The organism is Thermomonospora cellulosilytica (assembly GCF_014138835.1).
GTDB lineage: Bacteria > Actinomycetota > Actinomycetes > Streptosporangiales > Streptosporangiaceae > Thermomonospora > Thermomonospora amylolytica.
On sequence record NZ_JACJII010000001.1, the window covers coordinates 1,477,224 to 1,489,265 of the forward strand.

The window sequence follows — 12,042 nt, forward strand, 5'->3', positions numbered from 1 at the left end:
TGCGGTACGGGCACCGGCGGCCACCGGCATGTCATGCCCCCCCGCAGGGCTCCAATCTACCTGGCGCTGTGCACGAGGTCGCCCGCCAGGCGCCGCATCAGGGCCTCGTCCTTCCAGGTCAGGCGCTTGCTGAGGCGGACGGTGGTGCCCTGGCCGGGGTGGGTGTCGAACGTCACGTCGTCCACCAGCGCCCGCATGATCTTGATGCCCCGGCCGGACTCGGCCTGCTCCCCGGCCTCCGGGGGCTCGCCGCTCAGCCCGCGTCCGTGGTCGGCCACGGTGAGCACGCACATCCCGTCCTCGACCCGGGCCCAGACCTCGTAGTCCAGCGGGGTCCGGGAGTGCTGGATCACGTTGGTGCAGGCCTCGGAGGCGGCGACCAGGATGTCCCCGATGCAGTCCTCGGCCACGCCCAGGCCGCGCAGTGCGTCGCCGAGCACCCGGCGCAGCACCCGGACGCTCAGCGACTCGCGCGGCAGCGCGAGCGAGAACCTCATGTTCACCGGCCACCTCTTGGCTGCGAAATCTTCGACGTGGGAAGAACTTCCCCCGCCCGGAAGCCTGTAACCGCCGCACCCACAGGACTTTCGGTGAACTGTCGGCGTCGGCTGCGGGGAAACCGGTGAGTCATATACGAATTCGCCATCGCGGGCCGGGACGCGTCGTTCACTCGCCCAGCACGCGCACTTCGAAGTTCTCGATGACCGGGTTCGCCAGCAGGGTTTCGGCGATCTTGTGCACCTTCTCCAGGGCGGCCTCGTCGGCGGGGCCGTCGAGTTCCAGTTCGAAACGCTTGCCCTGGCGCACGCCCGTGACGCCGGTGAAACCCATCTGCGGCAGTTTGCGGGCGATGGCCTGTCCCTGCGGATCCAGGATCTCCGGCTTGAGCATGACGTCGACCACGACGCGTGCCACGGCCGCCCCCTTAACTGATGACGTGCTGTCCGTACCGCGGCCCAAGCGTACGGCACAGGTCAGGGCCGTCCGCGCGCGCCCCGCCACGGCCGCCCCGCCGCGCCCCCGCATGTCGGTGCGGAGCGCTATACATTCGGCCGTGAACCCCTGTCTTTGGAGTCGCCGATGAACGTCGAGGACCTCACTCCGCCCGAACGCGCCCTGTGGGAGGCGTTCGCGGCAGGCGAGTCCGTCGATCTGGGCACCGGCGACCCGACGCTGGACAGCCCGGCCCACGGGGACCGGTGGGGGCCGGAACGGATGATCCGCGCCGAGGTGCTGCTGGCCCTGCTGGTCGGCCAGATCGAGTCCGCCCCCGGCCAGATCGCCGCGATACGGCTGTCGGGGGCGCGCATCATCGGGGCGCTGAATCTCGGGCACGCCGAGGTGACGGTGCCGCTGGCGCTGAACGGCTGCTATTTCGACGAGGCCCCGCACCTTTACTGGGCCAGCATGAACAGCGTCCACCTGATGGGCTGCCAGATCCCCGGCCTGGTGGCGTCCGGCGCCCGGATCGACGGCCACCTGTGGCTGGAGGGCAGCGGCATCACCGGCGGGCTGTGGCTGGACGGCGCGCACATCAGCGGCATCCTCAACATGTCCGGCGTGCACCTGATCAACCCGCAGGGCGACGCGCTGCTGGCCGACCGGCTCACCGTGGACGCCAACGTGTACTGCGACAAGGGCTTCACCGCGCACGGCGAGGTGCGGCTGCCCGGCGCGACCGTGGGCGGGCAGCTGATCTTCCGGCAGGCCACGCTGCACAACCCGGCCGGCGCGGCGCTGTACGCCAGTCGGCTGGACGTGGCGGCCAACGTGTTCTGCGACGGCGGGTTCGCCGCCACCGGCGAGGTGCGGCTGCGCGGCGCCAAGGTCGGCGGCTACCTGTCGCTGGTCGGCGCGAAGCTGTCGCATCCGGGGCGGACCGCGCTGAACGCCGACGACCTGGCGGTGGAGACCGACGTGTACTGCTCGGACGGGTTCACCGCCGAGGGCGCGGTGAGCTTCGCCGGTGCCCGCATCACCGGGCAGCTCAGCCTGCGCGGCGCCAAGCTGGCCAACGAGCAGGGGGTGGCGCTGAGCCTGCAGCGGCTGCAGGCCGAGGAGGTCATGCTCCGGCCCGCCGAGCGGATCAACGGCATCTGCGACCTGTCGTTCGCCAGGATCAACGTCCTGCACGACGATCCGGCGACCTGGGCCACCCGCTACCAGCTCGACGGGCTGTCCTACGAGACCCTGGACCCGCCGCTGAGCGCCAAGGAACGGCTGGGCTGGATCCGCCGGGACACCGACGGCTACCAGCCCCAGCCCTACGAGCGGCTGGCGCAGACCTACCGTTCGCTGGGGCTGGACGCCGAGGGCCGTACCGTGCTGCTGGCCAAGGCCCGGGACCGGCGCAAGACGCAGAGCCCGCCGCGCAAGATGGTGGGCTGGGCGCAGGACGTCCTGGTCGGGTACGGGTACCGGCCGTTCCGTGCGGCGAGCTGGCTGGCCGGGCTGCTGGCGTTCGGGACCGTCGTGTTCTCCCTGCACCGGCCGCCGCAGCTGGAGGCCGAGCAGAAGCCCTCGTTCAACGCGTTCTTCTACACGCTGGACCTGCTGCTGCCGATCGGGACGCTGGGCCAGGAGCCGTACTTCAGCCCGCAGGGCGTCTACCAGTGGATCGCCAACTTCATCGTCGTCGCGGGCCTGATCCTGGGCCTGACCGTCGCGGCGGGCGCGACGCGGGCGCTGTCGCGCGACTGATCGGCGTGTTGGCGTCCCGGGCCATGGTGACGCGGCGCATGCCTTCGCTGGCCGGGCGGCGGGCTGCCGCGCCGGGACGGTGAGCTGGTCATCCTGCGCGTCGCGCACCTGCGGGACTCCCGCTACCTACGAGTGGGACCACCACGTACGCTTGGCCCGCCGCGCCGGTCTCGGCCCCGCCGACATCGATCGGGTCCGCCTCGGTCCCGGCGCGGAGGGCTGGACGCCCCGCCGGCGCGCTCTGCTGGCCGCCGTCGACCGCCTGCACCACGACCGGGACCTCGACGACGCCGCCTGGGCGGACCTGCGCCGCCACCTGACCGAGCCGGAGTGCGTCGAGTTCTGCATGCTGGCCGCCCACTACGAGATGCTGGCCACGGTCATCACCGCCCTCCGCATCCAGCCCGACGCCCGCCGCTGACCGGACGGCCACCCCTCCCTTCCCTCACCCCCGCCCGACCTGGGCGGACATTTCCGGCCCGGTGCGCGGTGTTGTATAAACCGAGTGCTCGGTCTAATAATGAGCGCATGGACACGGGGAGCGGGCCGGACCGTCACCGGCTCAACTGGAACGGGGAAGTTCTCGAACTGGCCGCCCGGCGGGCGGGGGTGCGCACCGTGGTGACCCTCTACCGCGACGGCCGGGAGATCGCCGAGGGCGGCGGCATCGGCCGCGTGATGCTGCCGCTGCCACGGCCGGAACGCACCGGGCCGGCCGAGGGCGAGGACGCGCCCAAGCCGCCGACGGTCCTGGCCGTCGCCGTCGCCCCGGGCAGGCTCGCCCAGGCGTTCCTCCTCGTGCCCAGGGCCGTTCCCGGGGACACCGGGAGCGCCGGGAGCGCCGGGAGCGCCGAGGACGGCGACGGCGAGCGTGGTGAGCGCGGCCGGAGAGCGGAAGGCGGCGATCGGCGGGGCGGCGTGCCTGCGGAGGTGCTGGACGAGCTGCCGGAGGGGCTGGCCAAGCTGGTGGGGTTCGCGGCGGCGGAGCGGCACCGGTTCGAGCCGCCGCCGGGGACGTTCGCGGGGCGGCTGCTGGCGTTCGAGCGGGGGCATCCGAAGCTGTGGGCCTCGCGGCACGTGGTGCTGGCGACGGCCAAGGTCGTCGGCGGACTGCTGGGCGTCGCGATGCTCTTCGACATGCTGCTCGGCCGGATCATCGGGTGGATCCTGGAGCGGCTGCCGGACATCGACGCGCCCGACGTTCCGTTGCCCGAGGTGAACCTGCCGTCGATCCCCTGGCCGGACATCCCGCTGCCCGACCTGCCGGACGTCGCGCTGCCCGGCTGGATGCGAGCCGTCCTGGCGACCGCCAAGTACTGGGTCCCGATCCTCATCGCGATCGGGGTCGCGGTCGAGGAGGTCAGGAGACGGCGCGGGCGGGACACCGAGGCCGGACGGGACGCCGGGGCGGACCGGGCCGCAAGGCGAAGCGGGATGACGATGCGGACCGGAACGCCGTGGCCGGGCGAGGTTCCGGGCCGGGCCGGGGCGGCGAGGCGGAGGGCGAGTTGGTGCGGGCGCCGGTGATGAGCGGCCAGGATGGGGGGACCATCGGCCGTACAGGAGGCGACGACCCACCCGATGCGCACCGTTGACCCAGAAAGGCACCGGCAGCGGCGGCGGCAGATCATCGAGGCCGCCGTGGTGCTGTTCGCGACCAAGGGGCTGGCCAAGACGACCACCGCGGAGATCTGCCGGGCCGCCGGGATGAGCTCCGGCAACCTGTTCCACTACTTCCCGTCCAAGCAGGCGATCTTCTACGGGATGTTCGAGCTGGACCGGGACGAGTGGGACGCGGCGCTGGAGTCCGCGCTGGCCGACCCGGACCCGTGGGCGGCGCTGATGCGGGTGGTGGACCGGATCGCCGCCGAGGCCGCCCACCCGCTGATGCCGGGGCTGATCGTGGAGATCCTGGCGCAGGCGCACCGCGACCCCGAGCTGGCCCGGCTGGTCGCCGAGGCCGACCAGCGGCTGTTCCGGGGGATCGCCGCCATCATCGAACGGATGCGGGACCAGGGACTGGCCGACCCCGGGCTCCCGCCGGACGTCGCCGCCCGCTGGGTCGTGGTCATCACCGACGGCTTCCACACCCGCGGGTACGCCGAGCCGGACCGGGACCGCGCCGCGGAGGTCGCGGTGGCCAAGGAGCTGATCGCCCGGACCCTGCGCTATACGGGGCCGCGAACGGAGGACCGCTGATCCCCTCTTGACCGCAGAGTTTTTGTAACTCGATCCAATAAGTCGGGTGTGCAAACGCTCACACTCGTCCGTAGCACGTCCGTAAACGTTTCCTTACCGTCGCTGGTGGCTTCCAGGCCATGGCACCAGAGGAAACGAAAGGGCGTACCCCATGGCGAGCGGTCGACACACCGGCGGTTCCCGATCACGTGCCCGGAGAGGGGCGCGCGCGGTCCTGGTCACCTGTATGAGCGCGGTCCTGGCGGCGGCGTCCGTGGCCGTCGCCCCGGCCCAGGCCGCGGTCGCGTCCACCCCCGGGGAGGACTCCTTCTACACGCCTCCCTCGTCGCTGAACGGGCGGCCCGGCGACGTCATCCGTTCGCGGTCGTCGGTCTTCACCCTCGCGCCGATCATCAAGACCCCGTACCCGGGCGTCAAGTCCTGGCAGGTGATGTACCAGACGCAGTCGGGCACCGGTGAGCCGATCGCGGTGACCGGCACCGTGCTCGTTCCGACCAAGGCGTGGACCGGCGGGGGCGACCGTCCGCTGGTGTCCTACGGCGTGGGCACCCGCGGCCTCGGCGACGACTGCGCCCCCTCGTACACCATGAGCCAGGGCACCGACTACGAGGGCCTGTTCATCACCAGCGCGCTCAGCCAGGGCTGGGCGGTCGCCATCACCGACATGCAGGGCCTCGGCACCCCCGGCATGCACACCTACGAGGTCGGCAAGGTCCAGGGCCGCGCCGTCCTCGACATGGCCCGCGCCGCGCTGAAGCTGGAGGGCACCGGCCTGAACGCGCGGACCCCGGTGGGCCTGATGGGCTACTCCCAGGGCGGCACCTCCGTCGGCTGGGCCGCGCAGCTCGCCGGCTCCTACGCCCCCGAGCTCAACCTCAAGGGCGTGGCGGCCGGCGGTGTCCCCGCCGACCTGATCGCGGTCGCCGACCACCTGGACGGCAACATGGCGCTGGCGTTCGCGTTCATGGCCGCCGTCGGGTTCGACGCCGCCTATCCGGAGCTGAACCTGGAGGGCTACCTCAACGACCGGGGCCGCCAGCTCCTGCAGAAGGCCCAGGACGTGTGCCTGACCAGCATCGACGGCGTCACCACCCTGATCGACACCGCGTTCGACGACATCGCCGACTACGTGACGACCAACCCGCTGGAGACCGAGGTCTGGCGGAACCGGCTGAACGAGCACAGGCTCGGCTCCGTCCGGCCCGACGTCCCGGTGCTGCAGTACCAGGGCCGGATCGACAACATCATCCCCTACGGCCAGGCGGCGACCCTGCGTCAGGACTGGTGCCGGCTGGGCGCCAACCTCACCTGGCGGCCCGACCCCATCGGCACCCACGTGACGGGCATGGTGGCCTACCTGCCGCAGGCCACGTCCTTCCTGGCGGACCGTTTCGCGGGCCGGCCGACCTCGGGCAACTGCTGATCCCGCCGCCGACGATGAGAGATCACCCACGGCGCCCGCCGTGAGTGAAACGGCCGATAAGGGGGATTGGGGCGGTATGCGTACCGACACTCTTGCGCCGGAAGACACGGGCGTTGCTCTGTCGCTCGAGACCGAGCACCCACGAGAGGACGCCGCCCCCGCGTACGCGCGCACCGAGGAAGGCCGGGTGCGCCCGCTGGACGAGGAGGAGTACCTCAGGAGGCTCCGCGCAGAGTTCCCCCTTGTCGGCTTCGTCGCCGACATCCGGGGCGGAGTGTGGATCGCCGTCCAGGGCCGCAGCCTGACGGTCAGGGCCGCCAACGGCCCCGAGCTGAGGGCGCGGCTCCTGGCGGCGCTCGGCTGACGACCTGCGGCGGGGCGGGCCGCGTGATCGCGGCCCGCCCCGTTCGCGTGCTCACCTCAGGGTGCCGAACCAGCGGACGATCTGCGCGGTGCCCGCCACGTTGGCGCCCAGGTGGCGGGAGCCGTAGTAGGTGCGTTCGCCGACATCGACGATGGGGGCGTGCACGCTGCGGGCGCGGAGCCAGGCGTGGCAGTGGTCGGTGTTGGCGGTGACGGCCTGCTCGTCGTCGCTGATCCGGTAGAGGCGTACGGGGATGCGCGGAGTCCAGGTCTTGCAGGCTTCGGCGTCCACGTCGAGGGCGTGGGAGAACGTGCCGGTGGGGGTGCGGAGCAGGGCGAGGCCGCGTTCGGTGAGGAGCCGGTCGACGCTGTCCGGAAGGCCCTGGAGCATCTCCTGTCCGGGGGTCGTGCCGTCGAAGTAGCGTTCGACCCTGTCGGCGTAGGGGGCGCGGAAGACCTCGGACGGGGCCCCGTACAGGCCGTACAGGCGGTTCCACGACGTCAGCAGGTAGGCGGTGTAGGCGACGGCCGACTTGGGCTCCACGCGCCCCTCCAGCAGGGCCGGGAGTTCGGCGCCACGGAAGTCGTAGGCCCCGGCGATCGGCGCCACCGCACGGACCCGGAAGTACGGGTCGGTGCCCTCCTGCAACGCCCGCGCCAGCCCCAGGGCCGCCGACGCCCCCTGGGAGAAGCCGGTGACCAGCACGTCCCGTGCCAGGGTGAGGCCCTTGCCCGCGGTGAACTCCCGCGCGGCGCGCAGCATGTCCACCGAGGCCGTGGTCTCCGACGGCACGTGCTTCCACGGGTGGATCCCCGGCCCGAGCCCCAGCCCCAGGTAGTCGGGGGACACGGCCGCGAAGCCCGCACCCGCGTGGATGACCGCCGGCCCCTGCGCCCACGCCTCCGTGCTGACCGACGGGGCGTCCATCCGGTGGCTCATGGTGCCGTGGGCGTACGACACCGTCCGCAGCCTGCGTTCCCCGTTGCGCGGCAGGACCAGCAGCCCTGAGGCGACGGTCGGCCGCCGCCGGGCGTCCACCGTGCGGTAGACGAGCTGATAGGTGTCCACGCCGTACTTCACCGCCGACCCGTCGAAGGTGTCGTCGGCCAGCCACCGCCTGGCCTGTTCGGCGGTCAGCGTCCGCTGGTGCTCCACGGCGACGAGCCGCCCCCGCAGTCCGGCGTCGTCCTGCTGCTGTGCCGTGGCGATCGGCGTCACGGCCAAGGCGGCCCCGCAGGCCACCGCCATCGGAACCGCCAGCCGGAGTGTCTTGTGCGTCATGCCGCAACCCTCTGCGGCGGCCCGCCGGACGCGCATCGCCCACCGGGCCGAACACCCGCCCGCTACCGCAGGGGGAACCGCTGTCACATATCCGGGACCTGCGTCGTCCCTAGGGTGTGAGCGAGCATGAGGAACGGCTGGCGCAGGCGTTCGAGGCCGAACGGGGGCACCTGCTGCGGGTCGCCTACGGGATCACCGGGTCGCTGGCCGAGGCCGAGGACTGCGTGCAGGAGGCGTGGCTGCGGCTGCGCGGCCTGGAGGACCCCGGTGAGATCCGCGACCTGCGGGGATGGCTGACCCGGACGGTGGCGCGGCTGGCGCTGGACGCGCTCGACAGCGCCCGGGTGCGGCGCGAACGGTACGTGGGGACCTGGCTGCCCGAGCCGCTGGTGGCGGAGCCGGGGACCGGGGATCCGGCCGAGCGGGTCACGCTGGACGAGTCGGTCACCATGGCGCTGCTGGTCGTGCTGGAGCAGCTCACCCCGGCGGAACGGACCGCGTTCCTGCTGCACGACGTGTTCGGCCTGACGTTCACCGAGGTCGCGGAGGTGGTGGGGCGCAGCCCGGCGGCGGTCCGGCAACTGGCCTCGCGGGCGCGCCGGCATGTGGCCGAGGGGCGGCCGCGGTTCCCGCCGACCCATGCCGAGCAGCGGGAGCTGGTCGCCGCGTTCGCCGCCGCCTGCGGCGAGGGGGACCTGGAGCGGCTGGTCACGCTGCTCGACCCGGACGTGGTGTGGCGCGGCGACGGCGGCGGCAAGGTCAGCGCGCTGCCGCGGGCCGAGCACGGTGCGCGGAACGTGGCCCGGCGGCTGCTCGCCGTCACCCCCCGCCCGCCCGGCCTGGTCCGGATCGTCGAGGTCAACGGCGCTCCGGGGCTGGTGCTGCGGGACGCGGAGGGAGTGCTGTCGGTGGTGGCGTTCACCGTCGACGCCGGGCGGATCACCGCGCTGGACGTCGTCCGCAACCCCGACAAGCTCACCGCCCTGCAGAGCCTGTCCATCGAAGACTGAGGAGCCGCAGATGTCTTATCCCGAACCCCGCTACTTCGGCGACACCGGTGAGGTCAGCGCCCTGTACCGGCCCGCGGCGCAGCCCCCGGAGCTGAAGAGCCCCGTCGGGACGTTCCGCTACCTGGCGACCACACGGACGACCCGGGGGGAGTACGGGCTCTACCGGGTCGACGCCGGCCCGGGGCCGTTCGGGGTCGCCACCCACTTCCACCGGACCATCTCGGAGGGCTTCTTCATCCTGTCGGGGACCCTGCGCATCTACGACGGGGAACGCTGGGTGGACGCCGGTGAAGGGGACTTCATGCACGTTCCCGCCGGCGGACTGCACGCGTTCCACAACGCCTCGGAGGAGGAGGCGGTGTCGTTCCTGATGCTGTTCACACCCGGCGCGCCCCGCGAGGGCTACTTCGAGGGCGCCGCGGAGCTGGCGACCATGACCGACGAGGAGCGCGCCGAGTTCCTCGTCCGGCACGACAGCTACTTCACCGGCGGCTAGCCCAGGTGCACCGGGGTGCTGACCACGTCCAGGTGGGGGATCCTGTGGACGGGGCTGTCGTCGGGGGCGACGACGAGCAGGGTGCCGCGGCCGGCCTGCACGGTGAAGCGGGTCTTGGTCAGCAGGCTCTTGCCGTGGAAGTCGACGGACGTGACCTCGGTCAGGTCCAGGACCAGGCGCAGCGGCCGCGGGGCCATCACGATCGTGGACAGGATCTCCGCCTCCGCGGTGACGGCGGCGCCCGCATGGAGCCGCCCGGCCATCTTCACCACGGTGAACGGTCCCTTCCGGAAGGACTCGAGCGTCAGCCCGCCGGGCGCGGCGGCGGCCGGCAGGCCGGCGTCCGACAGAAGGGGCTGCTGTGGTGCGGTCGGCTTCACGAACACAGGCTGCACACCCTTTGTCGTCGGGAACGGGTCTGCGGGAGGGGATGGACCAAAGGTGTTACGCGAAAAGCTATTCGGCAATCTCTTGTCGTATGATGATGCCGTGCCACTGGTCCCCACCCCGGCCGCGACGGGCCCGCGACCGGGACCGGCCAGGGCGGTGTAGCGGTGAGGTGAATGAATGGAGACTGCGCGCGGCCACAAGTCGTGGACCTTCCTGACCAACCACGCACGGGTGCTGATCTGCATCGCGCGGTCCCCCACCATCCGGATGCGCGACGTGGCCGACCAGATCGGGATCACCGAACGGGCGGCCCAGCTGATCATCAACGACCTGGAGGAGGCGGGCTACCTCACCCGCACCCGCGTGGGGCGGCGCAACACCTACACGGTCAACGCCGACCTGCCCTTCCGGCACCCCACCGAGGCCAACCACGACGTCCAGGACCTCATCGCCCTGTTCGCCGACAACTCCGCCTACGCCTCCAACTGAACCCGCCGGGGTGCTCCGGTCGCACGGGCCGTGCGTCACGCCGCCCCGAACGGGAGGACGGCCGTCCGGGGCCGGAGGCCGCCGCGCGGGGGGCACGGCGCCGTACCCCCTGCGGGTCAGGGCTGGAGGGTGATCAGGCGGGGCTCGGTCATCTCCTGGATCGCGTACGCGGGCCCCTCACGGGTGTTGCCGGAGTCGCGCACCCCGCCGTACGGCTGCTGGTCGGCGCGGACGGTCGGCACCTCGTTGATGAGCACGCCCCCGAAGTGCAGGGACCTGGCGGCCTTGAGCGCCTTGCCCAGGTCGGAGGTGAACACGCCCGCCTGCAGCCCGTACCGGGAGTCGTCGGCCAGGTGCAGGGCCTCGTCGAACTCGTCGTACCGGGTGACGGTCACGACCGGGCCGAACACCTCCTCGCACTGCACCCGCGTGTTCGGCGGCGGCCCCTCCAGGACGGTCGGCCGGAAGACGCCGTTCTGCGCGGCCTCGCCGCCGGTGAGGAGCTTGGCCCCGGCCGTGACCGCCTCCTGCACCCACTCCTTCACGCGGGCGGTGTCGTCCCGCGTGATCAGGCACGACACGTCGGTGTGCTCGTCCAGCGGGTCGCCCAGCCGCAGGTCCTCCACCCGCGGCAGCATCTCCTCGAGGAAGTCGTCGGCGATGTCGTGATGCAGGTAGATCCGCTGCGTCGAGATGCACGACTGGCCCGCGTGCGCGAACCCCGCCACCGCAGCCTTCGACGCGGCGGTCCGCCAGTCCGACGGGGAGTCCACGATGAGCGGCGAGTTGGAGCCCAGCTCCAGCCTGACCTTCTTGCGCGCCGCCTTGGCCGCCATCCCCCAGCCGACCTCGGCCGACCCGGTGAACGTGACGTAGGCCACGTCGTCGTGCGTGGCCAGCGCGTCGCCCACGGTGCCCCCGCCGCCGGTGACCACGTTGATCCACCCGGACGGCACGCCCAGCCCGTCCAGCAGCTCCGCCAGCAGGATCGCCGACACCGGGGTCTGCGAGGCGGGCTTGAGCACCACCGGGCAGCCCGCCGCGATCGCCGGGGCGACCTTGTGCGCCACCAGGTTGAGCGGGAAGTTGAACGGCGAGATCGCCGCCACCACCCCCACCGGCACCCGCAGCGTGAAGCCCGTCTTGCCGGCCCCCGGCGGGGTGGCGTCCATCGCGACCACCTCGCCGGTGAACCTGCGCGCCTCCGCCGCCGCGAACGCGAACGTCTCCACCGCGCGGGCCGCCTCCACCCGCGCCGTCTTGAGCGGCTTGGCGGCCTCCAGCGCGATCGCCCTGGCGAAGTGGTCCCGGCGGTCGTTCAGCGCGGCGGCGGTCTGCTCCAGCACCCGCACCCGGTCCGCCCGGGGGAAGTCGTCGCGGCGCAGCGCGTCGGCGGCGGCCCGCACGGCGTGGTCCACGTCCCGCGGGCCCGCCGCGGGCACCTGCGCGACCAGGGAGCCGTCGTAGGGGGCGCGCACCTCCGACCGGCCGTTCTCGCCGGTGGGGATCCACTCGCCGTTGATCAGCATGCCGGGAACGTCGAAGCGGGGCTCGTCGGTGTCCATCGTCGCGGCCCTCCTCGTGATCTGTGTGCCTGGTGTGACTGGCGGGGCCCGAGGGCCGTCCGGCCCCGGGGCTGGATGGTTATGCCCCCAGGGCGGGTAGTGATCCAGGCAAATCAGGGCTTGCG

14 protein-coding genes are annotated in these 12,042 nt (G+C 72.5%); 9 read left to right on the forward strand and 5 right to left on the reverse strand.

Features of this window, described 5'->3' with window-relative positions:
- Positions 1-56: 56 nt before the first annotated feature.
- The gene (locus HNR21_RS07215; RefSeq protein WP_119726632.1) at positions 57-497 is read right to left on the reverse strand and encodes an ATP-binding protein; all 441 of its coding nucleotides are present in this window, start codon (positions 495-497) and stop codon (positions 57-59) included.
- A 169-nt stretch (positions 498-666) separates the two neighbouring features.
- Positions 667-915, reverse strand: a complete 249-nt coding sequence (gene purS / locus HNR21_RS35055) for a phosphoribosylformylglycinamidine synthase subunit PurS (RefSeq protein ID WP_182704556.1) — start codon at positions 913-915, stop codon at positions 667-669.
- Between the two features lie 165 nt (positions 916-1,080).
- Between purS and HNR21_RS07225 the strand changes: the two genes are divergently transcribed.
- From HNR21_RS07225 to HNR21_RS07250, 6 genes are all read left to right on the forward strand, one after another.
- Complete coding sequence (locus HNR21_RS07225) at positions 1,081-2,700, forward strand: hypothetical protein (RefSeq protein ID WP_182704557.1); 1,620 nt, start codon at positions 1,081-1,083, stop codon at positions 2,698-2,700.
- Between the two features lie 151 nt (positions 2,701-2,851).
- Entirely contained in the window at positions 2,852-3,121 is a 270-nt protein-coding gene (locus HNR21_RS07230; protein WP_246442011.1) for a carboxymuconolactone decarboxylase family protein, read from the forward strand.
- A gap of 107 nt (positions 3,122-3,228) precedes the next feature.
- Positions 3,229-4,227, forward strand: a complete 999-nt coding sequence (locus HNR21_RS07235; RefSeq protein ID WP_182704558.1) for a hypothetical protein — start codon at positions 3,229-3,231, stop codon at positions 4,225-4,227.
- Between the two features lie 54 nt (positions 4,228-4,281).
- On the forward strand, positions 4,282-4,899 hold the full coding sequence (locus tag HNR21_RS07240; RefSeq protein ID WP_182704559.1) for a TetR/AcrR family transcriptional regulator: 618 nt from the start codon (positions 4,282-4,284) through the stop codon (positions 4,897-4,899).
- Positions 4,900-5,125: 226 nt separating this feature from the next.
- Positions 5,126-6,322, forward strand: coding sequence for a lipase family protein (locus HNR21_RS07245; RefSeq protein WP_246442013.1), 1,197 nt, complete (start codon positions 5,126-5,128; stop codon positions 6,320-6,322).
- Between the two features lie 187 nt (positions 6,323-6,509).
- The gene (locus HNR21_RS07250) at positions 6,510-6,686 is read left to right on the forward strand and encodes a hypothetical protein (protein WP_182704561.1); all 177 of its coding nucleotides are present in this window, start codon (positions 6,510-6,512) and stop codon (positions 6,684-6,686) included.
- Positions 6,687-6,737: 51 nt separating this feature from the next.
- On the opposite strand, the gene HNR21_RS07255 is transcribed toward HNR21_RS07250, so the two are convergent.
- The gene (locus tag HNR21_RS07255; RefSeq protein ID WP_182704562.1) at positions 6,738-7,967 is read right to left on the reverse strand and encodes an alpha/beta hydrolase family protein; all 1,230 of its coding nucleotides are present in this window, start codon (positions 7,965-7,967) and stop codon (positions 6,738-6,740) included.
- Between the two features lie 116 nt (positions 7,968-8,083).
- Here HNR21_RS07255 and sigJ point away from each other — a divergent pair, with 116 nt between their 5' ends.
- Together sigJ and HNR21_RS07265 are read left to right on the forward strand one after the other, a co-directional pair.
- Positions 8,084-8,977, forward strand: coding sequence for an RNA polymerase sigma factor SigJ (sigJ, locus tag HNR21_RS07260; protein ID WP_119726640.1), 894 nt, complete (start codon positions 8,084-8,086; stop codon positions 8,975-8,977).
- A gap of 10 nt (positions 8,978-8,987) precedes the next feature.
- Complete coding sequence (locus HNR21_RS07265) at positions 8,988-9,473, forward strand: cupin domain-containing protein (protein WP_119726641.1); 486 nt, start codon at positions 8,988-8,990, stop codon at positions 9,471-9,473.
- Here HNR21_RS07265 and HNR21_RS07270 read toward each other — a convergent pair.
- Positions 9,470-9,853 (reverse strand): STAS domain-containing protein, encoded by a 384-nt coding sequence (locus HNR21_RS07270; RefSeq protein ID WP_157995687.1) that lies wholly within the window; start codon positions 9,851-9,853, stop codon positions 9,470-9,472. The genes HNR21_RS07265 and HNR21_RS07270 overlap by 4 nt on opposite strands.
- Positions 9,854-10,040: 187 nt before the next feature.
- On the opposite strand from HNR21_RS07270, the gene HNR21_RS07275 reads away from it, so the two are divergent.
- Positions 10,041-10,352, forward strand: a complete 312-nt coding sequence (locus HNR21_RS07275) for a helix-turn-helix transcriptional regulator (protein ID WP_119726643.1) — start codon at positions 10,041-10,043, stop codon at positions 10,350-10,352.
- A gap of 116 nt (positions 10,353-10,468) precedes the next feature.
- Here the strand turns inward: HNR21_RS07275 and HNR21_RS07280 are convergent, their stop codons facing one another.
- The gene (locus HNR21_RS07280) at positions 10,469-11,917 is read right to left on the reverse strand and encodes an aldehyde dehydrogenase family protein (protein ID WP_182704563.1); all 1,449 of its coding nucleotides are present in this window, start codon (positions 11,915-11,917) and stop codon (positions 10,469-10,471) included.
- Between the last annotated feature and the right edge of the window lie 125 nt (positions 11,918-12,042).